Annotated in this window: 23 protein-coding genes; 5 read left to right on the forward strand and 18 right to left on the reverse strand. The window is 74.4% G+C overall.

The window, feature by feature from the left end; genetic code table 11:
* Positions 1–23 precede the first annotated feature (23 nt).
* Positions 24–662: a class I SAM-dependent methyltransferase gene (locus Ae150APs1_RS02775; RefSeq protein ID WP_075295569.1), complete on the forward strand. Its 639-nt coding sequence runs from the start codon at positions 24–26 to the stop codon at positions 660–662.
* A gap of 10 nt (positions 663–672) precedes the next feature.
* On the opposite strand, the gene Ae150APs1_RS02780 is transcribed toward Ae150APs1_RS02775, so the two are convergent.
* The 9 genes from Ae150APs1_RS02780 to Ae150APs1_RS02820 all read right to left on the reverse strand — a co-directional run bounded on the left by Ae150APs1_RS02780 (position 673) and on the right by Ae150APs1_RS02820 (position 8,800).
* Positions 673–1,731: a ferrochelatase gene (locus Ae150APs1_RS02780; protein WP_075295571.1), complete on the reverse strand. Its 1,059-nt coding sequence runs from the start codon at positions 1,729–1,731 to the stop codon at positions 673–675.
* A gap of 44 nt (positions 1,732–1,775) precedes the next feature.
* On the reverse strand, positions 1,776–2,552 hold the full coding sequence (fabI, locus tag Ae150APs1_RS02785) for an enoyl-ACP reductase FabI (RefSeq protein WP_010225228.1): 777 nt from the start codon (positions 2,550–2,552) through the stop codon (positions 1,776–1,778).
* A gap of 37 nt (positions 2,553–2,589) precedes the next feature.
* Complete coding sequence (gene fabG, locus Ae150APs1_RS02790; protein WP_060575884.1) at positions 2,590–3,300, reverse strand: 3-oxoacyl-ACP reductase FabG; 711 nt, start codon at positions 3,298–3,300, stop codon at positions 2,590–2,592.
* A 67-nt stretch (positions 3,301–3,367) separates the two neighbouring features.
* Positions 3,368–4,357: a VWA domain-containing protein gene (locus Ae150APs1_RS02795; protein WP_010225225.1), complete on the reverse strand. Its 990-nt coding sequence runs from the start codon at positions 4,355–4,357 to the stop codon at positions 3,368–3,370.
* Positions 4,354–5,307, reverse strand: coding sequence for a DUF58 domain-containing protein (locus Ae150APs1_RS02800; protein WP_060576622.1), 954 nt, complete (start codon positions 5,305–5,307; stop codon positions 4,354–4,356). The genes Ae150APs1_RS02795 and Ae150APs1_RS02800 overlap by 4 nt, the downstream gene beginning before the upstream one ends.
* On the reverse strand, positions 5,304–6,452 hold the full coding sequence (locus tag Ae150APs1_RS02805; RefSeq protein WP_075295573.1) for a MoxR family ATPase: 1,149 nt from the start codon (positions 6,450–6,452) through the stop codon (positions 5,304–5,306). The genes Ae150APs1_RS02800 and Ae150APs1_RS02805 overlap by 4 nt, the downstream gene beginning before the upstream one ends.
* A gap of 71 nt (positions 6,453–6,523) precedes the next feature.
* Positions 6,524–7,666: a M20/M25/M40 family metallo-hydrolase gene (locus tag Ae150APs1_RS02810; RefSeq protein ID WP_083679896.1), complete on the reverse strand. Its 1,143-nt coding sequence runs from the start codon at positions 7,664–7,666 to the stop codon at positions 6,524–6,526.
* Positions 7,667–7,751: 85 nt separating this feature from the next.
* Positions 7,752–8,030: a hypothetical protein gene (locus Ae150APs1_RS02815; protein ID WP_075295575.1), complete on the reverse strand. Its 279-nt coding sequence runs from the start codon at positions 8,028–8,030 to the stop codon at positions 7,752–7,754.
* Between the two features lie 17 nt (positions 8,031–8,047).
* A complete protein-coding gene (locus Ae150APs1_RS02820; RefSeq protein WP_010229696.1) occupies positions 8,048–8,800 on the reverse strand; it encodes a sulfite exporter TauE/SafE family protein in 753 nt (250 codons plus the stop codon).
* A gap of 107 nt (positions 8,801–8,907) precedes the next feature.
* Between Ae150APs1_RS02820 and Ae150APs1_RS02825 the strand changes: the two genes are divergently transcribed.
* Complete coding sequence (locus Ae150APs1_RS02825) at positions 8,908–9,555, forward strand: TetR/AcrR family transcriptional regulator (protein WP_083679897.1); 648 nt, start codon at positions 8,908–8,910, stop codon at positions 9,553–9,555.
* An 84-nt stretch (positions 9,556–9,639) separates the two neighbouring features.
* Here Ae150APs1_RS02825 and Ae150APs1_RS02830 read toward each other — a convergent pair whose 3' ends face one another.
* The 3 genes from Ae150APs1_RS02830 to Ae150APs1_RS02840 are packed head-to-tail and all read right to left on the reverse strand — an operon-like array spanning position 9,640 to position 13,028.
* Positions 9,640–10,917, reverse strand: a complete 1,278-nt coding sequence (locus Ae150APs1_RS02830; RefSeq protein WP_075295577.1) for a DUF6596 domain-containing protein — start codon at positions 10,915–10,917, stop codon at positions 9,640–9,642.
* Between the two features lie 5 nt (positions 10,918–10,922).
* On the reverse strand, positions 10,923–11,291 hold the full coding sequence (locus Ae150APs1_RS02835; protein WP_010229691.1) for a YciI family protein: 369 nt from the start codon (positions 11,289–11,291) through the stop codon (positions 10,923–10,925).
* 30 nt (positions 11,292–11,321) lie between these two features.
* Positions 11,322–13,028 (reverse strand): ABC-F family ATP-binding cassette domain-containing protein, encoded by a 1,707-nt coding sequence (locus Ae150APs1_RS02840; protein ID WP_349289902.1) that lies wholly within the window; start codon positions 13,026–13,028, stop codon positions 11,322–11,324.
* Positions 13,029–13,311: 283 nt separating this feature from the next.
* Here Ae150APs1_RS02840 and Ae150APs1_RS02845 point away from each other — a divergent pair, with 283 nt between their 5' ends.
* Positions 13,312–15,816, forward strand: coding sequence for an HAD-IC family P-type ATPase (locus tag Ae150APs1_RS02845; RefSeq protein WP_075295581.1), 2,505 nt, complete (start codon positions 13,312–13,314; stop codon positions 15,814–15,816).
* A gap of 31 nt (positions 15,817–15,847) precedes the next feature.
* Here Ae150APs1_RS02845 and Ae150APs1_RS02850 read toward each other — a convergent pair whose 3' ends face one another.
* Positions 15,848–17,233 carry an AI-2E family transporter gene (locus Ae150APs1_RS02850; RefSeq protein ID WP_075295583.1) on the reverse strand — a complete coding sequence of 462 codons (1,386 nt, stop codon included), beginning with the start codon at positions 17,231–17,233 and terminating at the stop codon, positions 15,848–15,850.
* Positions 17,234–17,478: 245 nt separating this feature from the next.
* Between Ae150APs1_RS02850 and Ae150APs1_RS34160 the strand changes: the two genes are divergently transcribed.
* Positions 17,479–17,613: a hypothetical protein gene (locus tag Ae150APs1_RS34160; protein ID WP_010240261.1), complete on the forward strand. Its 135-nt coding sequence runs from the start codon at positions 17,479–17,481 to the stop codon at positions 17,611–17,613.
* A gap of 7 nt (positions 17,614–17,620) precedes the next feature.
* On the opposite strand, the gene Ae150APs1_RS02855 is transcribed toward Ae150APs1_RS34160, so the two are convergent.
* From Ae150APs1_RS02855 to Ae150APs1_RS02870, 5 genes are all read right to left on the reverse strand, one after another.
* Positions 17,621–18,319 carry a hypothetical protein gene (locus tag Ae150APs1_RS02855; protein WP_075295585.1) on the reverse strand — a complete coding sequence of 233 codons (699 nt, stop codon included), beginning with the start codon at positions 18,317–18,319 and terminating at the stop codon, positions 17,621–17,623.
* A 161-nt stretch (positions 18,320–18,480) separates the two neighbouring features.
* Positions 18,481–19,938 (reverse strand): hypothetical protein, encoded by a 1,458-nt coding sequence (locus Ae150APs1_RS02860; protein WP_083679898.1) that lies wholly within the window; start codon positions 19,936–19,938, stop codon positions 18,481–18,483.
* A 6-nt stretch (positions 19,939–19,944) separates the two neighbouring features.
* Positions 19,945–20,217, reverse strand: a complete 273-nt coding sequence (locus Ae150APs1_RS30220; protein WP_083703235.1) for a hypothetical protein — start codon at positions 20,215–20,217, stop codon at positions 19,945–19,947.
* Positions 20,218–20,230: 13 nt separating this feature from the next.
* The gene (locus Ae150APs1_RS02865) at positions 20,231–21,241 is read right to left on the reverse strand and encodes an AAA family ATPase (RefSeq protein ID WP_249266187.1); all 1,011 of its coding nucleotides are present in this window, start codon (positions 21,239–21,241) and stop codon (positions 20,231–20,233) included.
* A 78-nt stretch (positions 21,242–21,319) separates the two neighbouring features.
* Positions 21,320–22,135, reverse strand: coding sequence for an IclR family transcriptional regulator (locus Ae150APs1_RS02870; RefSeq protein ID WP_075295587.1), 816 nt, complete (start codon positions 22,133–22,135; stop codon positions 21,320–21,322).
* A 177-nt stretch (positions 22,136–22,312) separates the two neighbouring features.
* Here Ae150APs1_RS02870 and xsc point away from each other — a divergent pair, with 177 nt between their 5' ends.
* The gene (gene xsc / locus Ae150APs1_RS02875; RefSeq protein WP_075301613.1) at positions 22,313–24,067 is read left to right on the forward strand and encodes a sulfoacetaldehyde acetyltransferase; all 1,755 of its coding nucleotides are present in this window, start codon (positions 22,313–22,315) and stop codon (positions 24,065–24,067) included.
* Positions 24,068–24,131 lie beyond the last annotated feature (64 nt).

Raw genomic sequence — 24,131 nt, forward strand, 5'->3', positions numbered from 1 at the left:
ATCCGTTCGAGGAGGAGGACACCATGGACGTCACCCCGCCGGTCGCCCGGTTCGAGCAGGCCTACCGCGACGGCGACCCGCCCTGGGTGATCGGCGAGCCGCAGCCCGCGGTCGTCGCACTCGCCGACGCGGGCGCCTTCACCGGAGCCGTCGCGGACCTCGGCTGCGGTACCGGCGAGCACACGATCCTGCTGGCCCGCCGCGGGTACGACGTCCTCGGCGCGGACGGCTCCGCCGCCGCCGTCGAGCGGGCCGCGGCCCGCGCCGCGGCCGCCGGCGTCACCGCCCGGTTCACCGTCGCCGACGCCCTCGACCCGGCCGGGCCGGGGCCGTTCGACACGGTCCTGGACAGCGCCCTGTTCCACGTGTTCGACGCCGGCGACCAGGCCCGCTACGCCCGCGCGCTCGCGGGGATCGTGCGACCGGGCGGCGTCGTGCACCTCCTGGCGCTGGCCCGGACCGGCGCGGACGCCGAGTTCGGGCCGGTCATCGACGAGTCGGAGATCCGCACCGCCTTCGCCGGGCCGGACTGGTCGGTGGTGTCGGTCGGCCGCACCACCTACCGCGGTGTCGTCACCCCGGACCTGGCGGCGTCCTGCGGCGAGCCGGCGGGCACCCGGGTCGACGTGCCCGCGCACCTCGCCCGCATCGTGCGCGCCTGACGGCCCGGGTTCAGCTCGGCCGGGCCGGACGGCGCTGCGGGACGCAGCAGTCCACCGCGCACGGCGCGCCGTCGCGGGTGCACCCGGCGGCGGGGACGACGCCCAGCCGGGGCGCGTCCGCGCCGTCGGTGTGCTCGCGGACCAGCGCGATCACCATGTCGGCGAACCGCGGGTCCGGGCCGGCGGTCGCGGCGCGGGCGAAGCCCATGCCGTGCTCCGCGGCCCGCTCGGCGGCCTCGTTGTCGAGGTCCCAGATCACCTCGACGTGGTCGGAGACGAACCCGACCGGCGCGACGACGACCGCCGGGACGCCCTTGGCGTGCAGGTCGTCGATGTGGTCGACGATGTCGGGTTCCAGCCACGGCACCTGCGGCGGACCGGAGCGCGACTGCCAGACGACGTCGAAGTCGTCGACACCCAGCTCGGCCGCGACCAGCGCCGACGTCTCGGCGACCTGGCGGGAGTAGCGGTGCCCGCCCTCGGCGGGGGTGCCCGCGGCCGCGTCGGCGGAGTTCGGGATCGAGTGCGCGGTGAAGACCAGGCGGGCGTGCTCGCGCCGGCCGTCGTCCAGGCCCAGCAGCGCGGCCCGGACGGCGTCGGCGTTGGCCCGCACGAAGTCCGGGTGGTCGTGGAAGTGCCGCAGCTTCACCAGCTCCGGTGCCACGTCGCCGACCGCGTCGCGGGACCGGGCGATGTCCTCGTGGTACTGCCGGCAGGCCGAGTAGCCGCCGTAGGCACTGGTGGCGAACACCAGTGCCCGCCGGACGCCCGCCCCGGCCATCTCACGGACGGTGTCCTCGGCGAACGGGTGCCAGTTGCGGTTGCCGAAGTACACCGGCAGCTCGGTGCGGGCGGCGATCGCCTCGACGAGCTCCCGGTTGCGGGCGTTGATCGGCGAGACGCCCCCGAAGTGCTGGTAGTGCTCCTCGACGGCGTCGAGCCGCTCCGGCGGGACCCCGCGGCCCCGGGTCACGTTCTCCAGGAAGGGACGGACCTCGTCGGGGGCCTCGGGACCGCCGAAGCTGAGCACCAGGATGGCGTCGGGGTCGGTGCAGGGGTGTTCGGGCACGGGTCCGATTATCGACCCCGGCCCCGGCGCCCGCGCGCCCGGCGTCAGACGCCGACCGCGTGCACCCCGCCGTCGGCCATCACCATCGAGCCGGTGGTGGTCGGCATCCAGTCCGACAGCACCGCGCAGACGGTCTTCGCGACCGGCACCGGGTCGTTCATGTCCCAGCCCAGCGGGGCACGCTTGTCCCAGACGTCCTCGAACGCGCCGAAGCCGGGGATCGACTTGGCTGCCATCGTCTTCACCGGCCCGGCGGCGACCAGGTTGACCCGGATCCCGTCCTTGCCCAGGTCGCGGGCCAGGTAGCGGGTGACGGACTCGAGCGCCGACTTCGCGACGCCCATCCAGTCGTAGGCGGGCCACGCCTGCCGGTTGTCGAAGTCCATCCCGACGATCGAGGCGCCCGGCCCCATCAGCGGCTTGCACGCCATGGCCAGCGACTTCAGCGAGAAGGCGCTGACCTGGATCGTGGTGGCGACGTCCTCCCACTCGGCGGTGAGGAACGCGCCCTCGCCGAGGGCACCGGCCGGCGCGAACCCGATCGAGTGCAGGACGCCGTCGAGGCGCGGGTCGTCACCCAGGTGCGGGCGTACCCGGTCGGCGAGCGAGTCCAGCTGCTCCTGGTCCGACACGTCCAGCTCGACCACCGGGGCCGGCTTCGGCAGCCGCTGCGCGATCCGCTCGACGAGGCGCATCCGGCCGAACCCGGTGAGCACCACCTCGGCGCCCTGCTCCTGGGCGATCTTGGCGGAGTGGAAGGCCAGCGACGCGTCGGTGATCACTCCGGTGATCAGCAGGCGCTTGCCGTCGAGCAGTCCCATGTCGTCCTTTCGGGGTGGTGGCGCGGGTTCGGGGTGTCTAGTGGCCCATGCCGACGCCGCCGTCGACCGGGACGACCGCCCCGGTGACGTAGGCCGCGCCGGGCGAGGCGAGGAAGGTGACGACCGAGGCGATCTCTGCCGGCTCGGCGTAGCGGCCCAGCGGCACGGAACCGAGGATCTCCTCGCGGCGCTTGTCGGACAGCGCGCGGGTCATGTCGGTGTCGACGAACCCGGGGGCGACGACGTTCGCCGTGATACCCCGGCTGCCGAGCTCGCGGGCGACGGATCGGGCGAGACCGACCAGCCCGGACTTGGACGCCGCGTAGTTCACCTGGCCCGCCGAGCCGGACAGCCCGACGACCGACGAGACGAAGACCATCCGGCCGGCCTTGGCCTTCAGCATGCCCCGCGAGGCGCGCTTGGCGACCCGGTAGGCGGCGGTCAGGTTGGCGTCGACGACCCCGGTGAACGACTCCTCGCTCATCCGCATGAGCAGGCCGTCGTCGGTGATCCCGGCGTTCGAGACGAGCACCTCGATCGGGCCGTGCGCGGCCTCGGCCTCGGTGAAGGCGGCGTCGACCGACTCGGCGTCGGTGACGTCGCAGTGCACCGGGAGCAGGCCGTCGGGCACCCCGTCCTTGCCGGAGCGATAGGTCACCGCCACCTGGTCGCCCTGGGCGGCGAACGCCTGGGCGATCGCCAGGCCGATGCCGCGGTTTCCTCCGGTCACGAGCACGCTGCGTCCCACGGGGGCAGAACCTAACGCACTACCGGCCGGTACCGGCGGAGATCACCACGGGACATGGCTCACCCCGTCACGGCAGCCGCCGCCCGAGCAGGATCCCGGCGCCGAGCCCGCCGATGAGCAGCAGCACCCCGCCGATCATCCAGGGTCTGCTCGCGTCGACCTCGCGTTCCTCGTAGCCGAGCTCCTCGGACAGGTCCGAGTAGACCGCGCGCAGCTCCGACTCGGTGGCGGCGGTGAAGAACCGGCCGCCGGACAGCGACGCGATGCGCTCCATCGACGCGTCGTCGACGGCGACCGGGGTGCGCCCGCCGTCGAGCTCGATCGAGCCGTAGCTGGTGCCGAACGAGATGGTCGAGACCGGGATGCCGCGACGCTGGGCGTCGGACGCGGCGGTGAAGGAGCCGCGGGGCTCGTTCTCGCCGTCCGGGCCGGGGACGGTCTGGGTGCCGTCGGAGAGCAGCACGACCCGGGCCGGCGGCGGCGTCCCCTGCTGGTCCGGCCCGCCCTGCAGCGACCGGGAGAACGTGTCGATCGACTGCATGGCGGTGAAGATCGCCTCGCCGGTCGCGGTGGACTCGGCGAGCTGCAGGTTGTCGACGCCGTTCTTCACCGCGTTGCGGTCGGTCGTCGGCGAGACCAGCACGGCGGCCGTCCCCGCGAACGAGACGAGACCCAGGTTGACGCCCGGGGTCAGCTGGTCGGCGAACTGCTTGGCCGCGGCCTGCGCCGCCGCCAGCCGGGTCGGGGCGACGTCGGTGGCCTTCATCGACAGCGACACGTCGATCACCAGCATCACCGTGGCCCGGTTGCGCGGGACCTTCGCCATCGCCTGCGGGCCGGCCAGCGCCACCGTCAGCACCGCGAGCGCGGCGATCATCGCGATCGCCGGGAGGTGCCGCCACCGGCCGGGGCGCTCCGGCGCCACCGTCTCCAGCAGCTCCAGGTTCGTGAACCGGACGACGTCGCGGCGGCGCCGGCGCAGCAGCCAGACGTAGCCGGCGACCAGCCCGGCGACGGCGAGGAGACCGAGCAGCCACCAGGGGCTCGCGAACGTCATGCGGGCCTCCCCGCGCGCGGCGTCGCCCCGCCGCCGGACCAGGCGTGCTTGCGGGCCACGGCGAACCGGACGATGTCGGCGACCCAGTCCCGGTCGGTGCGCAGCGTCAGGTGCGCGGCGCCGCAGCGGCGCAGCGCGGCCGCGACCCGGTCCCGGTGCGCCGACGCGGCGGCGGCGAACTCGCGGCGCAGCAGCGGCGTCGTCGCGACCTCGCGCTGGCGCCCGGTCTCCGGGTCGGCGAGCACGACGGTGCCGACGTCGGGCAGCTCCAGCTCCCGCGGGTCGACGACCTCGATCGCCAGCAGGTCGTGCCGCCCGGACAGCGCCCGCAGCGAGCGCTCCCACACCGGCTCGCCGAGGAAGTCCGACACCACCGCGACGAGGCCCCGGCGGCGGGGCGGGCGGCGCAGCTGGTCGAGCGCCGCGGTCAGGTCGCCGCGCACCCCCTCCGGGGCGGGCGGGGCGGTGGCGACCCGGCGGACCAGGCCGCGGGCGTGCACCAGGCCACCGCGCGCGGGCAGCCGCATCGTCTCGGCCCCGTTCGCGACGACGGCACCGAGCCGGTTCCCGCCGCCGACGGTGAGCTGGGCGACGGCGGTGAGCCCGGCCAGGGCGAGGTGGCGCTTGTCGGTGTCGGCGGTGCCGAAGTCGATGCTGCGGGACAGATCGACGACGGCCCAGGTCTCCAGCTCCCGGTCGGCGACGGTCTCCCGGACGTGCGGGCTGGTGGTGCGGGCGGTGACCGACCAGTCCATCCGGCGGACGTCGTCACCGGGCTGGTAGGCGCGTGCCTCCCCCGGCTCGCTGCCGGGCCCGGGGAGCAGGCCGATGTGGTTGCCCTGCAGCAGGCCGTCGAGCCGCCGGCGGACGGTCAGCTCCAGGGTGCGCAGCGACGCCTCCAGCCGGGCGAGATCGGCGGTCGCACCGCCCGCCGGCTCCCCCGCCGTCACGCCGGGCCACCTGCCGGGCCGCTCGCCGCTCCGGTGCCGGGACCGGCCTGGTCCGGGCCGCCTGCCTGCGGCCATGCCGGACCGGCCGGTGCCGCAGCGGGCGCGGGCGCCGTGCCCGGACGGGCACTGACCTGCGGCAACGGCACGGTCTGCAGGACACGGGAGACGATGTGGTCGACCGGTACCTGGTCGGCGACGGCGTCGTAGGACAGCGCGAGACGGTGCCGCAGCACGTCCGGCGCGACCTCCAGCACGTCCTGGGGGAGCACGTAGTCCCGGCCCCGGACCAGCGCGAGTGCACGGGCGCCCGCCACGATGCCCAGCGACGCCCGCGGCGAGGCACCGTAGGCGATCCAGGACGCCACGTCGGAGAGCCCGTGCTCACCCGGGAGCCGGGTCGCGACGACCAGCCGGACGACGTAGTCGACCAGGGCGTGGTGCACGAAGACGTCGGCGGCGGTGCGCTGCAGCCGCACCAGCTCGGCGGGGCTGAGCACCTGGGTGGGCTCCGGCGGGGTCGCCCCCATCCGGTAGATGATCTCCCGCTCCTCCTCGACGCCCGGGTACTCGATCAGGAGCTTGAACAGGAAGCGGTCGCGCTGCGCCTCGGGCAGCGGATAGACGCCCTCGTTCTCGATCGGGTTCTGGGTCGCGAGCACGAGGAACGGGTCGGGCATGGGGTGGTCGTGGCCGCCGAGGGACAGCTTCCGCTCGGCCATGACCTCCAGCATCGCGGACTGGACCTTCGCCGGTGCACGGTTGATCTCGTCGGCGAGCACGAAGTTCGCGACGACCGGGCCGAGCTCGATGTCGAACTCCTCGCGGCCCTGCCGGTAGATGCGGGTGCCCAGGATGTCGGCGGGCACCAGGTCCGGGGTGAACTGCAGCCGGGAGAAGCTGCCGCCGACCACCCGGGCGAAGGTCTCGACCGCCAGGGTCTTCGCGACGCCCGGGACACCCTCCAGCAGGAGGTGCCCCTTGGCCAGCAGGCCGACGAGCATCCGTTCGACCAGGCGGTCCTGGCCGACGATCACCCGCTTCACCTCGAGCACCGCGCGCTCGAGCCGCTCGGCGTCCCGCGCGGGGGTGGCCGGGGAACCGGCCGCGGAGGTGTCGTCGGTGGCGTTCGGCCCAGTCGTGCTCACCGTGCCATCCCACCGCGCGTCCCGTGTGACGCCGGTGAAAGCACCGCCGCCGGTCGCCCGGCCGGGTGAGATCAGGCGAGTGCGTGCAGCAGCGCCGCGGTCAGGGCCGTCTGGCGGACCATCCCGGAGACCAGTGCGTGTTCGTGCCGTGCGTGTGCCCCCGCCCCCAGCGCGCCGAGCCCGTCCAGCACGCCGACGTCGCGCACGGAGAGGAAGTTCGCGTCGCTCGCGCCGCCGACGGCGATCTCGGGCAGGTCCACCCCGATCCCGGACGCCGCCGACCGCGCGATCCCGTACAGCTCGGCCGTCCGCGGGGTCCGCTCCATCACGGGCCGGTTCCACTCCCCCGAGATCCGCAGCGCCGCCGCCGGGTCGGCCGGCCGCAGCTCCGCGAGCACCCGTTCGATCCGGGTGATCTCCTCCGCGCTCGACACCCGGACGTCGATCTCGCCCCAGGCGCGCCCTGCCGTGACGTTGGACCGGCTCCCGCCGCCCACCACGCCGACGTTCACGCTGGTCCCGGCGTCGAGGTCGCGGGCGCCGTGCAGGGCCAGCACCACCCGGGCGAGCTCGTCGACGGCGCTGGTCCCGGCGGTCGGGTCGAGCCCGGCGTGCGCCTCGACGCCGTCGACGTCGACCCGGAACATCCCGACGCCCTTGCGCGCGGTCTTCACCTCACCGCCCGGACCGGCGGCCTCGAACACCAGTGCCGCGCGCACGCCGTCCGCGGCCCGTTCGATGACCGGGCGCGACGCCGGGGAACCGATCTCCTCGTCCCCGGTCAGCAGCAGGCGCAGCGGAGGGAGCGCGAGCCCCGCGCTGTGGGCGATCCGGATCGCCCACAGCGCCTGCACCAGGCCGGCCTTCATGTCGAAGACACCGGGGCCGGTGATCCGGTCGCCGTCGACGGCGAAGGGCATGCCGGCCAGCGTCCCGACCGGCCAGACCGTGTCGTAGTGCGCGAGCAGCAGCACCGGCGCGGCGGACGAGCCCGCGAGGTCCAGCACCCGGACGTCGCCGTACGGACCGCCGTCGACCGACTCCGACGACGACGCGGGCCCGCACCGCTCGGCGACCAGGCCGTCCAGCCAGGCCAGGCCCTTCTCCAGACTGGGGCGGTCGTCGCTCGGTGTCTCGGTCTCGACGTAGCCGCGCAGGTCGTCGAGCATCGACGGCAGGGCCGCCTCCGCGGCGTCGAGCAGGGCGTGCGTCACGCGGTCTCCTCGCGGGGGTCGTCGGTCGGAGCATCATGCTCGCACCACCGGGGCGGTGCGGCGCACGGAACGACCCGAACGGGGATCAGCGCTGTGCCGGATCCTGCTCGACGAACCGCAGGGTCATCGCGAGGTAGTCGCGCAGGGCGACGGTGCGGGGAGCGCGCCGGTGCCGCGCCCAGATCGCGTTCGCCTCGGCCGGGCCGAGCCCGCGGGCGTGCGCGACCGCGGCCCGCGCCTCGGCGCCACCAATCTCCCGCCCGGCCAGCGCCGCGAACGCGACGGCCAGCTCGGCGGCCCGCTCGTCCTCCACGTGGCCGGGCCCCTCGCTCGGTGTGCCGGTGACCAGCAGAGCACGGGCCACCGACAGTCACCGCCGGGTCACTCCAGAAGCAGGAACACGATCGCCGTCACGCCGATCACGACGATGATCCCGCGCAGCACGGTGGGCGGGAGCCTGCGCCCGATCCGGGCACCGAGCAGCCCGCCGACGATCGAGCTCGCGGCGATGATCCCGATGACCGCCCAGTCCACCGGCGCGACGACCGCGTAGATGATCCCGGCGACCAGGTTCACCACCGACGACAACGCGTTCTTGAAGGCGTTGAGGCGCTGCAGCGGGTCCGCGACGAGCAGCCCCAGCACCCCGACGAGCATGATCCCCTGGGCGGCGGTGAAGTAGCCGCCGTAGATCCCGATGAGGAACACGGCAAGGTAGACCAGCGGCGACGAGGTCCGGTCCGGCCGCTCCCGGTTCCGCAGCCGCCGGGCGATGAGGGGCTGCACCGCGACCAGGACGACCGACAGGCCGACGAGCACGGGGACGATCGACTCGAACGCGTCCGGCGGCAGTGTCAGCAGCAGCGCGGCACCGACGATCGCGCCGAGGAGCGAGGCCACCGCGTAGCGCGCGAGGCGCCGGCCGTGCCCGGCCAGCTCGGCGCGGTAGCCGACCGCGCCGGTGATGCTCCCGGTGATGAGACCGACCGCGTTCGACGTCGTCGCGGTGACCGGCGGGAAGCCCAGCGCGACGAGCACCGGGAAGGTCACCAGCGTCCCGGAGCCGACCACCGTGTTGATCAACCCGGCCCACAGCCCGGCCAGCGCGATGACCGCGACCTCCCACCACTCCATGACCGCCACCCTACGAAGCGGCCGTTGCGCGACGGGACGACCGGTCGTGCGTAAGGCGTACGCCACAGGCGTAGGTCCCTCCACGCACTGCGTGTCATGATCATCTCGTGACCGCCGACCTGCGCTGGGCCGCGCCGCCCGCCCCCACCCGGCCGTCGCTGGACCGGGCGACGATCGTGTCCACGGCGCTGGCGGTCGCCGACGCCGACGGGCTGGCCGCCCTCTCGATGCCCCGCCTCGCCCGCGAGCTGGGGACCGCGCCGATGTCGCTGTACCGGCACGTCCCCGGCAAGGAGGCCCTGGGCGATCTGGTGCTGGACGAGGCACTCGGCGCACCGCCCGAGCTGGCCGGACGGTCCCTGCGGGCGGGCTGCGAGCGGTGGGCGACGGCGCTGCGCGACGTGCTGGCCGAGCACCCGTGGGCGGTGCCGCTGATGGCGGGCGACCGCACCGCGGGGCCGGCCGAGTGCGGGTGGGCGGAGGCGCTGCTCGCGCACGCCGTCGACCGCGGCCGCCCACTGCCCGAGGCGGTGGAGGTGCTGCACCTGGTGCACGGCTACGTCCGCGGTGCGGCCGCGCTCGCCGGGGACCGGCTCCCCACCGCCCACGACCTGGAACGCTCCGGCCGGTCCGACGGGCTGCCGGTGCTCGCGCGGCTGCTCGGCGGGGCGGCGGTCCGCGGGCCCGGTGGCGCGGAGCCGCTGTTCGACAGCGGCCTGCGCCGGACACTCGACGCCGTCGAGCCCGCACCGTGACCGGACGAGCCGGCGGACCGGCTGGGCGCCGCCGGGTTCACGGTGCGGAGCCGGACCGTCCGTGCGGCGCGGGCCGGTGAGCGGTCACCCCGTCGTTCCAGGAACCTCCGGGACCTCCGGGTCGCTCGCGGCGACGAGCGCGGAACGGCGCCGCTCCAGGAACCGCCGCTCCGTCGGGTTCGTCGTCAGTTCCAGCGCCGTCCCGTAGGCCGCGGCGGCCTCGCCGCTCCGCCCCAGCCGGGCCAGCAGGTCGGCCCGCGCCGCCGGGAGGTACGGGTAGCCCGCCAGCCCCGGCGCGAGCCCGTCGATCTCGCGCAGGACCGCCGCCGGATCGGCATCGGGCAGGCGCCCGCGGACGACGGCCCGGTTGAGGGCGACGACCGGGGACGGCCAGACCGCCAGCAACGCGTCGTAGGTCCGTGCCAGCTGGGCCCAGTCGGTGTCCGCCCAGGTCGGGGCCACCGCGTGCAGACCGGCGACCGCGGCCTGCAACGCGAACCTGCCGTGCGGCGGGCCCGTCCGCAGCGCCGCGGTGGTGTGCGCGAGCCCCTCGGCGAGCAGGCGCCGGTCCCAGCCCGACCGGTCCTGGTCGGGGAGCAGGACGAGGTCCCCGCCGTCGTCGGTGCGCGAGCCGCCGCGTGCCTCGGTGAGCAGCACCAGACCGAGCAGTGCGCGCGGGCCGGGCTCGCCGGGCAGCAGCCGGACGAGCATCCGCGCCAGCCCGGTCGCCCGTCCGGTCAGGTCGGTGTCGGCGAGACGCTCACCGGATCCGGCGTGCCCGGCGGTGTAGGCGAGGTGCACGACGGTCAGCACGGTGTCGAGACGGGCGGGCAGCTCGTCGTCGGGCGGGACGCGGAACGGGATCCGGGCAGCGGCGATCTTGTGCTTGGCCCGGGTGATCCGCCGTGCGACGCCCGCCTCCCCGCTCAGCATCACCGCGGCGATCGAGGGGACGTCGAGCCCGCACACCAGGCGCAGGGTCAGCGCGACCTGCGACTCGCGGGCGAGCGCCGGGTGGCAGCAGGTGAACACCAGGCGCAGCGGATCGGTGGGTGCGCCGTCGTCGTCGCTGCCGTCGTCGTCGCCGCCGCCGGGCGGGGGCTCGACGAGCAGCGGGAGCTTCCGCCGCATCGCCGTGTCCCGGCGCAGCCGGTCCAGCGCGATCCGGCGGGCGGTCGTGGTGAGCCAGCCCGCCGGGTTCTCCGGGACCCCGTCCGGCCAGCTGCGCAGCGCCCGCTCGAACGCCTCCTGCGCGCAGTCCTCGGCCAGGTCGAGGTCCCGGACGGACCGGGCCGTGGCGGCGACGACCACCCGCCACGACTCCCGGTACGCCCGCCGGACGGCCGTCGCGGCGTCCGGCACCGTGGTCAGCCGGTGCCGCCGTCGTCGGGCAGGTCCATGACCGGGCGGACCTCGACGTTCCCGGCCGGGCACACCGCGGCCAGCCGGAGCGCCACGTCGAGGTCCGGCGCCTCGATCACGTAGAAGCCGCCCAGTGCCTCCTTGGTGTCGGCGAACGGGCCGTCCGTCACCAGGGGGTCGCCGCCGGAGGCACGCCGCACGGTGCTCGCCGTGGCGGAGCGCTCGAGCGCCTCCCCGCCGACGACCTCCGCGCCGGCCTCGCGCACGGCCGCCATGAACTCCTCGTGCAGCCGGACCTCGTCGGCGACACCCTGCTCGTCGGCGGTGTCGTACCAGTCCTCGGCGTCGTACATCAGGAACACGTAGCGGGCCATCGGTGGATCCTTCCCTCGTTCTCGGTGCGGTCACCCTGCTGACGAACGGGCCGGGCCGGATCGGACACCGGTGCTCCGCCCGATTCTCCCGGTTCCCGCGCGCAGTTCCAGCCGCGGCCAGCCGGCGAGGTCGCGCAGCAGCTGCCGGTCGTGCGTCGCGACGACGACGGCGGCGCCCGTCCGCCGGAGCGCCGCGGTCAGGTCGTCCACGAGGACCGCCGACAGGTGGTTGGTCGGCTCGTCCAGCAGGACCGTCCCGGGCCGTCCGGCCAGTGCGAGCGCGAGGTCGAGCCGGCGGCGCCCACCCTCCGACAGCCGGCCGACGGGGGTACTCGCCGCCTCGGCGTCGAGCAGGCCGAGCGACCCGAGCGGGACGACGTCGGACTCGGCGAGCACGCCGCGGGACACCAGCCGCCCGGCGTGCGCGCGGTGCGCCTCCCAGGCGGTCCGGTCCGGGTCCTGTGCGGCGGTCTCCTGGGTGACCCGGACGACGCGGGCACCCGGCGCCGTCCGCACCTCCCCCGACGACGGCGTCAGCGCACCGGCCAGCACCGCCAGCAGGGTCGACTTCCCGGCCCCGTTCGGGCCCGTGACGAGGAGCCGGTCGCCGCCGTCGAGGGTCAGGTCGACCGGGCCGCCGAGCCGCCCGTCGACGGCGACGCCGTGCGCCCGGAGCTGCGGGGCACCCGGCCGGACGCCGAGGTCGGGCCACTGCAGCACCGGCGGCGGGACCGGCACCTCGAGCCGGTGCGCCTCCAGTTCCTCCTGCCTGCGGTGCAGGGCCTGCACCACGCCCGGGGCCCGGGACTGGCGCTGGTGTCGCCCGGTGCCCTTGTCGGGGCGCCATCCGGTGCTGAGCCGGTCACGGGCCTGCGACACCTGTTCCCGGAGACGCCGGTGCTCGGCCTGCTGCTCGACGACGTCCTGCTCCCAGCGTTCCCGTTCCCGGCGGCAGCCGTCCTGCCACGCGTCGTAGCCGCCGGCGTGCAGGCGGGCCCGCCCGTCCCGGGTGGGGTCGAGATCGAGGAAGCGGTCGGCGACGTCGCGCAGCAGGGCCCGGTCGTGGCTGACGACGGCGAGCCCACCGGGGTGCGCGCGCAGCGTCCGGGTCAGGAAGTGCAGGCCGTCGGCGTCGAGGTGGTTGGTCGGCTCGTCGAGCAGGAGCACGTCGTGCCGGGCGCCGAGCAGGCAGGCCAGCCGGACCCGGTAGCGCTGCCCCACCGACAGGGTCGTCAGCTCGCGGTCCCGGTCGGTGCAGGCGCCCAGCGCGTCGAGCGCGACGTCGACGCGACGCTCGGCGTCCCACGCGTCGAGCCGGGTCGTGGCCTCGAGCGCCGCGGCGTAGCGGTCGCCGGCGGCCGGGTCGCCCGCGGCCATCGCACGGGCCGCCTCGTCGAGCGCGCCGAGCGCGCCGAGGCTCGCGGCCAGCGCCCGGCCGGTGAGGGTGCCGACGGTCTCGCCCGCTCCCGCCGGGAGCTCCTGACGGGCGAGGCCGACCGTGCCGGCCCGGCGGACGGTGCCCTCGTCGGGCCGGACGATCCCGGCGAGGACGTGCAGCAGGGTCGTCTTCCCGCGTCCGTTCTCGCCGACGACGGCGATCCGGGACCGGGCCGCGACGGTGACGGAGACGTCGTCGAGCACGCGGCGGGACCCGCGGGTCACGGACACGTTCTCGGCGCGGACGTGGGCGCTGCCGCCCGCCTCGACGGCGGGGGCGGACAGGATGGGTTCGGAGATGGGGTGCAACGATCGCTCCGCGGCTCGCAGTGGGCCGGGCAGCACGGGACGGCCGCCCGGCGGGACCGGGACGGCGGGCGCGGATCGAACGGGGAGAGGGCGCCGCCGTCAGCAGGCGGTGCGCAGCCTCTGGGCCCAGATGCCTCGTCTCATGGGAGCAGCCTAACCGCACGATCCGAGCGGTTCATCCGGTTTCCGCTGAGGTCCGTGTGCGCGCACAGGTGGGCCACAGCCTCACCTGCCATGATCGGCCCCCGGCACGGCACATCGGCTGGGGAGGACCATGACCGCCGGCATCCTCGAGGCACCGCCCGAGCACGGCCTGACCGCCGGCCAGGTGGCGGCACAGCGCCGGGCCGGACTGGTGAACGCGCCGGTCTCGGGCGGTTTGCGCACCTACGCGACGATCCTGCGCACCAACGTCTTCTCGTTCTACAACTCGATCCTGTTCGCGATCGGCGCCATCCTGCTGGTGCTCGGCCGCTACAACGACGCCCTGGTCAGCGTCGGGCTCGGCCTGATCAACGCCGTGATCGGCGCCGTCCAGGAGATCCGGGCGAAGCGCAAGCTCGACAACCTCCAGCTGCTCGACGAGGCCGGTGTCACCGTCGTCCGGGACGGGACCGAGCAGCGGGTCGCGGGCACCGACGTCGTCGCGGGGGACGTGCTCCTCGTGCGGGCCGGTGACCAGATCGTCGTCGACGGGCCGGTGCTCACCGGCCGGGCCGAGGCCGACGAGTCGCTGCTGACCGGCGAGTCCGACCCGGTCGTCAAGGAGACCGGCGACGTCCTCCGGTCGGGCAGCCACTGCGTGGCCGGGGAGGCCCGGCAGCGCGCCGAGGCCGTCGGCGCCGGCAGCTACGCGGGCCGGCTGACCCTCGACGCCCGCCGGGCGACGACGGACGCGACGCCGCTGCAGCGCCGCATCGACTTCGTCGTGCGCCTGACGATGGCGCTGGTCGTGCTGATGAGCGGTGCGATCCTGGCGCAGGCGTTCCTGGAGGGCTTCTCCCTGCTGCGCGTCGTCCAGATCACCGCGGTGCTGTCCGGGCTGGTGCCCTACGGGCTGTTCTTCCTCATCGCCGTCGCCTACACCCGCGGGGCCGCCCGCATCGCGCGGAAGGGCGCGCTGGTCCAGCAGGTCAACGCGGTCGAGTCGGTCACCCACGTCGACGTCGTGTGCACCGACAAGACCGGCACCCTCACCACCGGCAGGCTGCGGCTGAAGGAGACCGAGCCCCTGGCGGGGACCGACCCCGATCCGGTGCTCGCCCGCTACGCCGCCGCCGTGTCCGACCCGAACCTCACCTCGGCCGCGCTGGCCGCGGCGCTGCCCGGCGAGCCGTGGGAGCTGCGCGACGAGGTCCCCTTCACCTCCGCGCAGCGGTGGTCCGGCCAGGTCACCGACGACGGCGCCTGGGTGCTCGGCGCCCCCGACGCACTCGCCCCGCACCTCACCACCGCGCTGCCCGACGGTGCCGTCGACGGGCGCACGGCGCTCGGGCTGCGGGTGCTGCTCCTGGCCCGGGCCGCGGACCCGGCGGCCGGGCTCCGCCGCGACGGGCGCCCCGCGCTGCCCCGGCTGGAGCCGGTGGCGCTGGTCGCGCTGGCCGACGAGCTGCGGCCCGAGGTGGTCGAGAGCGTCGCCCGGTTCGCCGGGAGCGGCGTCGCGATCAAGGTGCTGTCCGGGGACGACCCGCGGACCGTCGCCGCGCTCGCCGTCCAGGCGGGGCTCGACGCCGGGGACCCGGTCACCGGGCCCTCGCTCGACGCGCTCGACGACGCCGAGCTCGACCGGCTCGTCGCCCGCACGACCGTGTTCGGCCGGGTCGCGCCGGAGCAGAAGGAGCGCATCGTCGCCGCCCTGCGCCGCTGCGGCGGGTACGTGGCGATGCTGGGCGACGGGGTCAACGACGCCCGCGCGCTCAAGGGCGCCCATGTCGGCGTCGCGATGCGCAGCGGGTCGCCCGTCACCCGCGACGTCGCCGACATCGTGCTGGTGGACGACTCGTTCTCGGCGCTGCTCCCGGCGCGGGCCGAGGGCCGCCGGATCATCGACGGCATCGCCGTCTCGATGTACGTGTTCCTCGCCCGGGTCGCGACCCAGGGGCTGGTCATCGCGATCGTGGCGATGCTCGGGCTGGGCTTCCCGTACTCCCCCACCCAGGTCGGGCTCACCCTGCTGACGGTGGGCGTGCCGACGTTCTTCCTGACGATATGGGCCCGTGAGGACGAGCCCGACCCGGACCTGCTCGGGAACCTGGCCCGGTTCGTCGTCCCGGCGTCGGTGGTGACGGCGAGCATCGGCGCGATCGTCTACACCACACTCCACCAGGCGATCCTGCAGGGCCTCACCAGTGGCCGGACCCCGGACCAGGTCGTGCAGGCGTTCCAGTCCTACACCGGTCTGACCTACGGGCGGGACGCCGACTTCGCCGAGGCCGCCGCGACGATCGGCGCCCAGACCGGGCTGTCCACGTTCGTCAGCCTGGCCTCGTTCGTGCTGATCCTGTTCCTGCGCCCGCCGCACCGGATCTTCGCCGCGTGGACGGCGCCGGTGGCCGACCGGCGCCCCGCCTGGCTGGTACTCGCGCTCACGGCCGCGTTCGCCGGGGTCGTGTTCACCCCGGTGCTGTCGACCTACTTCGGCCTGACCGGCGCGGCACGGCCGGTGTTCAGCGTGGTCGTCCCGTCGCTGCTGACCTGGTTCGTGCTGCTGTGGCTCGCGTTCCGGTACCGGGCGCTGGACCGGATCCTGGGGATCGACCGGTTGCCCGGGCGCCGCTGAACCCGGTGCCGCCGCGTCCGCCGACGGGCGGTCAGCGGCCGTCCTGCCGGGCGGAGTCGGGCGGGGCCGGCGCCGTCCCGCCGGTCCCGGCGGCGTCGCCGGGGTCGGCGGTCCCGGCCGTGGTGGCCGCCACGGTGGTCGCGCCGTTCCGTCCGGTGGTGTCGTCCGCCCCGGACTCCGCCGGTGCCGGCACCTCGGCGGTCGTGTCCCCGGCGCCGTCCTCGATCTCGTGCGGGTGCTCCTCCGAGAACCGCTGGTCCCGGATGTCGATCTGCTCGCCCAGGTAGCGCAGCAGCACCGCGACGACGGCCGCGACCGGGACCGCGAGGAACGCACCGGCGATCCCCGCGAGCGAACTGCCCGCGGTGACGGCGAGCAGCACGACGGCACCGTGCAGCTTCAGGCTCTGCCCCTGCAGGAACGGCTGCAGGACGTTCCCCTCCACCTGCTGGACCACCAGGATCAGGACGAGCACCAGCACCGCGGTCGTGAAGCCCTGGGTGACCAGCGCGATGAGCACGGCGAGCGCCCCTGCGACGAACGCACCGACGATCGGGATGAAGCCGCCGAGGAAGGTCAGGATCGCCAGCGGCAGCGCCAGCGGCACGCTGAGCAGGACCAGGCCGATGCCGATGAACACGGCGTCGATCAGGCTCACCAGGGCCTGCACCCGGATGAAGCCGCCGAGCACCGACCACATCCGGGACAGCACCTCGGTGAGGTGCCGGCCCGCGGTGCGTCCGCTGATGGCGCTGATCCACGGCAGGAACCGCGGCCCGTCCTTCACGAAGAAGAACGTCAGCACCAGCGCGAGCACGAGTGCGAGCAGGCCGGACGCGACGGTCGAGACACCGGTCAGCACGCCACCCGCGATCGCGGTGATGCTCTGCTGCAGCTGCGCGGTGACCTGGTTGATGATGTCACCGATCTGGCCGTCGCCCAGGTTCAGCGGCGGGCCGCTGACCCACTGCTGGATCTGCCCGACGGCCTGGATCACCCCGGTGGTGATCTGCTGGGTCTGCCCCGCCACCGACGGGGCGATGGCGACGAACAGCCCGCTGACCGCGCCGATCCCGACGAGCAGCACCACGATCGACGTGAGCGCCGGTGGCACGCGGTGCCGGATGAGCCAGCCGGCCGGTGGGCGCAGCACCGTCGTGAGCAGGATCGCCAGCACGACCGGCCAGACGACCACCCAGAACGTGCCGATCACCCAGCCGGCGATCACGAGCCCGACGGCGATGAGCGCGACCCGCAGGCTCCAGGCGGCGAGCCAGGTGAGCCCGTTGCCGATCACCGTGCCACGGCTCGCGACCGTCGCGACGGGAACGGGGCTCAGCACCGACCCGCCCGCCGGATCCCGCTGTGGGGCGGCCCGGCCGTCCTCCTGGACCGCCGGCTGCGACCGCGACTTCATGATCCTCCCCGTTCGTCCGGACCCGACAGCCGCGCACACTAGCCCCGCCGGGACCTCCGCGCCCGCAGGCGCCGGGGTCGGGTCGCCCACGCGTGCCGTGGACGGGATTGGCAGGAAGTTGCCGGGCGCTGTCCTTCCTGCCCCTGTCCGGGTCACCGGGACCGGCGGATCCTCGGTCGTGGCTCCTTTCCGGGCGCAACGCCCGGCACCGCCGGAGCCACCCGTCACCGACCGGAGGAAGAACGATGCTGACCCAGATCCTGCTCGCCGCACTCGTCGTCACCGGTTCGGCCGCGACCTTCCGCGAGGTGCTGCGCGGCCGTCCGCGCCGGATCGGCACGAGGCGTGGCTACGACACGAGGACCCCGTCCCTGCGGTGACCCCCGCTCACCCCCCGGTGGGCTCGGCGATCCGGGCCGCCACCGCGTCGACGTGGGCACTCATCGCGTCGAGATCGTCGGCGGCCTGCCGGAGCAAGCCGGGATCGGCGAGCGCGGTCCCGGCGACGCAGTGCCGCGCACCGTCGGCGCCGGCGTCGAGACCGGCCGTCCAGGACGCCTGGGCCCGCTCGTCCGGGATGGGCCGGTAGGCCCGCGCGGCCGCGACGTCGTCACGCAGGTCCCGGCAGGCGTCGCCCATCGCGGCCACGTCACGGCGCTCACCGGCGCGGACGACGGCCGCGAGGTCGCGGGTGATCACGTCCACCCGGGTCCGGCCGCCGCCGTCGCGCCACTCGGAGATCTCGGCGGCCGCCACCGCGGTGCCGGGGACCGGTCCCGCGGCGGTGGCCGCGCCGACGACCAGCGTGAACACCCCGATCAGCGTCGCGATGCCGACGAGCAGGCCGCCGCCGACCACGCGGGGCGGCCGCGGCGGGCGGGGCAGCAGCGCGGCGGGGAAGCCGGGAAGACGGCCGTCGGCGTCCGGTGGGCCGGCCGGTTCCACCGGCGGGCCGGGCGGGACGTCCCACCACGGCCGCGCGGTCGTCCGCGGCGGCCCGCCGGACGGCCGGCGGGGTGCCGGGACCACCGGCACGGGCGGTGCGGCGGGTGCGGCCCGCGCGACGTACGGAGGAACGCGGTCCACGGCGGCACCCCCTCTCCACGACACCCACGACGACGGTGATGTCACGACATCGCGGTACGGACGGAGCCGTTAGCCGGAGACGGTGGACGTCATCAGATGTGTCGACGGCCACCACCCGCTCGGGTGAGGCGGGAATCGGGCCGCGCCGTACGCCGCGTCGCCTACCGCTGCAGCACTCCCACCACCTCGCGGAAGGTGGCCGGGGTGGGTACCCGCTCCGCGGCGAGCACCAGGGAGCGCGGGTAGTAGCTGGTCAGGTCCCGGCCGAGTCCCAGGCCCGCGACCTCGCAGCCGGCCCGGGTCGCGGCGGCGACGACGTCGACCAGATGCCGATCGAGCAGATCGTCCTGGTTGGCGTCGGCGGTGGCGCTCTCAGCCGGGCCGCCGTCGGAGACGACGAGCACGACGCGGCGCCGATGATCGGATCCGGCCGTGCGCGACACCGCCCACTCGACCGCCTCGCCGTCGAGCCCCTCCCGGAACAGATCCTGCTGGAGCAGCGCGGCGATCTCGCGTCGCCGCCGTCGCCACGGCTGGTCGGCCTCCTTGAACACGATGTGCAGACGCTCGGCGACCCGGCCCGGGTCCTTCGGGTACCGGGCGCGGCGCCAGTCGCGCCGAGCCCGGCCGCCGTTCCAGGACGAGGTGGTGAAGCCCAGTACCGCACACGGGATGCCGGCCTCCTCCAACGCTCGGGCGAGCACGTCGACCAGCACCGCGGTGAACCCGGCGTGGCGGCGCATCGATCCCGAACAGTCCAGCAACACCGTCACGTGGGCGTCGGCGAGCCGGCTGGGCGCACGGTCGGCGAAGATCAGCCGCTCGCCGGGCGAGACGACAAGGCCCGCCAGGCGGCGCCCGTCCACCTGTCCGGCCTCCAGCCGCTGGTCCCACGTGTCCGCGACGACCGCGGCGCTGAACTCTGCCTGCAGGCGACGCACCAGGCCACGACGCCCCGCCGGTCGCCGGGAGAGCAGCACGTCGAGATGACGGCGGTGCTCGGCGAGCCGGGCGGGCCGGACCAGCTCGCTCGCGCGGCGCTCCCTGTCGTAGGTCGTGGTGAGGACCCGGTAGCCGGGCCGGTGCGCGGAACCGGTGCACGCCGGGTGCCCCGGGTCGTCCGAACCACGCGGCCGGTCCTCGCCGCGGCCGAGCAGGCCGGCGAGGGCACGTTCCCCGCGCGACCGGGCCGGTCGCGGCGACGTCGCGGACTCCTCGGTGCCGACGAGGCCGGCGACGCACGCGGCCAGCTCCCGGGCATGTCCTGCGAAGTCGGACTGGTCGCCACGGCATCGGCGCAGCTGCACGAGCTGGTGGCCGATCCGCGGCCCGAGCGCGAAGCGTGGCGCCTCGGTGATCCGTTCGGTCTCCGCCGGGTTCGGATCACCGTTGATCCGGAACCGGGCCATCTCGGCGGTGGTGTGCAGGACCAGTCCGGCGGCAGTACCGGTCAGACCGGTGTCGTGCGCGGTGACGGCCCAGTGCCGGAACCGGTGCCGCAGGTTGGCGTGCACGCCCGCCAGCGCCTGCGGGGCGAGGCTCTCGACCCGGAACTGCTCCATCAGGTCCACCACGAACCGTTCCACGGGGTTCTCGGGCCGGTGCGACTCGTGGAGCACCGGATCTCAGAGCAGCAGCTGCATCGCCACACCGTCGGTGGCTCCACGTACGCAGGCCGTGTCGTCACGTTCCACGTCGACTCGCAGGTGGGGGGCCAGAGCGGCTCCCGGGCGGTGCCCGTCGGACAGCAGGTGTCCCCGGAAGCGAAGTCCGTCCGTCCCGCACAGAGCCCGGGCGGTAGCGGCCGCGAGCTCCTCGACCGCCTGCACCCGCCGCAGCCGGGCCCGCTCCGGCACCGGGTCGCGCTCCGCGACCGGACCGACCGGGGTCATGCTCACGCCGACACCGGGCTCATGCGGTTTCGGCGAGCGCGGCCGGGGCGGGCTCGCCGTCGAAGCAGCGCTGGTAGTACTCGGTCAGGATCTCCTGCTCGTCGGCCTCGCACCGGTTGGCGAACGAGAGCCGGAAGGCCAGGGCGGTGTCCCGGAACAACGCCACGTTCTCGGCCCAGGTGATGACCGTGCGGGGCGACATCAGCGTCGACAGGTCCCCGGTCGCGTAACCGGTGCGGGTCAGACCCGCCATCGCGACCATGGCCGCGACCAGATCCCGGCCGCCGTCGACCCGCAGGTCCGGGACGCGGGACCGCACGACGGCGATCTCCTCGGCCGGTGGCAGGTGGTCGAGCCGCGCGACGATGTTCCACCGATCGATCTGGGCGTGGTTCAACCGCTGCACACCGTGGTAGGGACCACCCTGGTGACCGAGCCCGACCGTGTTCGCGGTCGCGAAGAGACGGAACGCGGGGTGGGCCCGCACCACCTCGTTGCGTTCGAGCAGTGTGAAGGTTCCGTCGCGTTCGAGCAGGCGCTGGATGACGAACATGACCTCCGGCCGGCCTGCGTCGTACTCGTCGAGCACCAGCGCCATCGGCCGACGCAGCGCCCAGGGCAGCACCCCCTCCTGGAACTCGGTCACCTGCGCCCCGTCCCGCACCACGACCGAGTCCCGGCCCACGAGCTCCATCCGGCCCAGTTGACCGTCGAGATTGACCCGGATGCAGCCCCAGTTGAGCCGGGCCGCGATCTGCTCGATATGGGTCGACTTGCCCGTCCCGTGGCCCCCCTGGACCAGAACCCGACGGTTGTGCGCGAACCCGGCGAGCACCGCGAGGGTGACGTCGCGCTGGAAGCGGAACGACTCGTCACGCTCGGGGACGTGGGCGGTGGGCCGGGCGAAACCCGGCACGACGAGGTCGGAGTCGATCCCGAACATCTCACGCACGGCGACATCGACGGCAGGTCCGCCTGCGACGTCCTCGGCTGCGTCGCCGGGTGTGTCCTCGGGTGCGTCGTCGGGCACGGTCGGGCAGGTCGTCGGGTGGCGGCCCGACTCCGACGTGGACCTGGTGGCCCGCCGGGCCCCGCCCGGAGGACCCGCTCACGAACCGACCTCGTCCGTACCCTCGGCGCCGGTGTCGGACGGGAGCTCGGCCAGCGACGCCGCCGCCTCGCGCAGGGCCGGCAGGACCTCGTGCGCCCGGTCGACCGACAGCCGCATGGCCGGTGCCTGCACCGCCACTCCCAGACCGGACCGGTTGGCCTCGGACGGAACGAGCACCGCGGCACAGACCAGACCGGGAAGGAACTCCTCGTCGTCGACCGCGTATCCGTCCTCGGCGACCCGGTCGAGCTCGGCGTACAGCGCCCTGACATCGGTGACGGTGTTCGGGGTGTAGGCGCGCAGCGGCGCGCTCTCCAGCAACCGGGCACGCTGGGCGTGCCCCATCTGGGCCAGGAACAGCTTCCCGCTCGCCGAGCAGTGCACCGGGACCCGGGAGCCGGGCCGCAGGTAGAACCGCAACGGCTCGGAGGTCTCGACCCGGTCGAGGTAGATGACCTCGTCACGGGACAGGGCGGTGATGTTGCAGCTCTCCCCCACCGTGTTCACCAGATGGCGCAGCACGGCACGCCGCCCACCACCGTAGGAGGCGTTGAACAGCAGGTTCTCCGCGAGGCTGTGCAGGCGCGCCCCGGTGCTGTAGTGCCGCCCGTCGCCGTAGCGGACCAGCAGACCCGCCGCCTCCAGCGACTGGACCATGCGGTGCAGGGTCGGTTTGGGCAGACCGGTCGCCTCGACCAGCCCCGGCAGGGTCACCGGCCGGTCCTGCGACGCGATCAGCTCCAGCAACGCGATGACCCGCAGGGCGGGTGTCTCGCCGCTCAGAGCACCCTCATCCGGTCGGATGAGCTCCATCGGCCCCACCTCCGTCGGCTCGAAAACTAACACGCCACGTCTCGCTTTTCGAGCCGTGACCGTTGACGCCTGAGACAGCGCGGCCTACCTTCGGTCGTCATCCAGGTAATCGAGACGTTCCATACCGAATTTCAAGACCGGAGGTTCCCCGTGGCTGAGCAGGTCGGTCCGCAGAAGATGACCCCGTCCGAGGCGTTCGTCGAGACCCTCGCCGCCAACGGCGTCACCACGATCTTCGGCATCATAGGCTCGGCGTTCATGGATGCGATGGACATCTTCGCCCCGGCCGGGATCGAGCTGATCCCGGTCGTGCACGAGCAGGGCGCGGCACACATGGCCGACGGCTACGCGCGGGCCAGCGGCCGCCACGGCGTGGTGATCGGGCAGAACGGCCCCGGCATCAGCAACTGCGTCACCGCGATCGCGGCCGCGTTCTGGTCGCACAGTCCGGTCGTGATGATCACTCCGGAGTCGGGGACCATGGGGATGGGACTCGGGGGCTTCCAGGAGGCCAACCAGCTCCCGATGTTCCAGGAGTTCACCAAGTACCAGGCACACGTCAACAACCCGGCGCGGATGGCGGAGCTGACCGGGCGCGCCTTCGACCGCGCGATGTCGGAGATGGGCCCGACCCAGCTCAACATCCCCCGCGACCACTTCTACGGTGAGCTCACCACCGAGATCCCGGCTCCGCAGGTTCTCGACCGCGGCCCCGGCGGGACCCGCACCCTCGACGAGGCCGCGGACCTGCTCGCCGGCGCCGAGTTCCCGGTGATCGTCGCCGGTGGCGGGGTGGTGATGAGCGGCGCGGTCGAGCAGTGCCGGGCCCTCGCCGAGCGGCTGGGCGCGCCGGTGGTCAACTCCTACCAGCACAACGACTCCTTCCCGGCGAGCCATCCACTGTGGTGCGGCCCGCTCGGGTACCAGGGCTCGAAGGCCGCGATGAAGCTGATCTCGCGGGCCGACGTCGTCCTCGCCCTCGGGACCCGTCTCGGGCCGTTCGGAACCCTGCCCCAGCACGGCATGGACTACTGGCCCGGCAACGCCCGGGTCATCCAGGTGGACGCCGACCACACCAAGCTCGGGCTGGTCAAGAAGATCGCGGTCGGCATCTGTGGCGACGCCCGGGCCACCGCGACCGCCCTGTCGGACCGCCTCGCGACTCGCGAACTCGCCTGCGACGGCACCCGCGAGCGCCGCGCCGAGGAGATCCGGACCGAGAAGTCGCAGTGGGAGTCCGAGCTCTCGGAGTGGACCCACGAGCGCGACCCCTACAGCCTCGACATGATCGCGGAGCAGGAGCAGGAGGAGGGCAACTGGCTCCACCCCCGCCAGGTCCTGCGCGAGCTGGAGAAGGCCATGCCGGCACACGTCATGGTCTCCACCGACATCGGCAACATCAACTCCGTCGCGCACAGCTACCTGCGTTTCGAGGAGCCCCGGTCGTTCTTCGCGCCGATGAGCTTCGGCAACTGCAGCTACGCCCTCCCCACGATCATCGGCGCCAAGGTCGCCGAGCCGGACCGGCCAGCGATCGCCTACTCCGGCGACGGCGCGTGGGCGATGAGCATGGGCGAGGTCATGACCGCCGTCCGCCACGACATCCCCATCACGGCGGTGGTGTTCCACAACCGCCAGTGGGGCGCGGAGAAGAAGAACCAGGTCGACTTCTACAACCGCCGTTTCGTGGCGGGTGAACTGGAGAGCGAGAGCTTCGCCGGCATCGCCGAGGCCGTGGGCGCCGACGGCATCGTCGTCGACTCCCTCGACGAGGTCGGGCCCGCGCTGCGCAAGGCCGTCGACGCCCAGATGGACGGCGGCCGGACCACCGTCGTCGAGGTCATGTGCACCCGCGAGCTCGGTGACCCGTTCCGCCCCGACGCGCTGCGCAAGCCCGTGCGGATGCTCGAGAAGTACCGCGACTACGTCTGATCCCGCCGCAGGCCCGGGCCGGATCGAGGGCGATCCGGCCCGGGCGTGCCGACCCCGAACGAGA

This window comes from Pseudonocardia sp. Ae150A_Ps1 (genome assembly GCF_001932315.1).
GTDB lineage: Bacteria > Actinomycetota > Actinomycetes > Mycobacteriales > Pseudonocardiaceae > Pseudonocardia.

Coding starts and splice junctions, on each gene's coding strand:
- Ae150APs1_RS02835 (WP_010229691.1), bottom strand. CDS start 11,291: ATGGCCCGCTACGTGTTCCTGATGTACGACGCCGAGGACTGGTACGAC.
- Ae150APs1_RS02870 (WP_075295587.1), bottom strand. CDS start 22,135: ATGGAGCTCATCCGACCGGATGAGGGTGCTCTGAGCGGCGAGACACCC.
- Ae150APs1_RS02820 (WP_010229696.1), bottom strand. CDS start 8,800: ATGGAGTGGTGGGAGGTCGCGGTCATCGCGCTGGCCGGGCTGTGGGCC.
- Ae150APs1_RS02775 (WP_075295569.1), top strand. CDS start 24: ATGGACGTCACCCCGCCGGTCGCCCGGTTCGAGCAGGCCTACCGCGAC.
- xsc (WP_075301613.1), top strand. CDS start 22,313: ATGACCCCGTCCGAGGCGTTCGTCGAGACCCTCGCCGCCAACGGCGTC.
- Ae150APs1_RS34160 (WP_010240261.1), top strand. CDS start 17,479: ATGCTGACCCAGATCCTGCTCGCCGCACTCGTCGTCACCGGTTCGGCC.
- Ae150APs1_RS02795 (WP_010225225.1), bottom strand. CDS start 4,357: ATGACGTTCGCGAGCCCCTGGTGGCTGCTCGGTCTCCTCGCCGTCGCC.
- Ae150APs1_RS02845 (WP_075295581.1), top strand. CDS start 13,312: ATGACCGCCGGCATCCTCGAGGCACCGCCCGAGCACGGCCTGACCGCC.
- fabI (WP_010225228.1), bottom strand. CDS start 2,552: ATGGGACTGCTCGACGGCAAGCGCCTGCTGATCACCGGAGTGATCACC.
- Ae150APs1_RS02850 (WP_075295583.1), bottom strand. CDS start 17,233: ATGAAGTCGCGGTCGCAGCCGGCGGTCCAGGAGGACGGCCGGGCCGCC.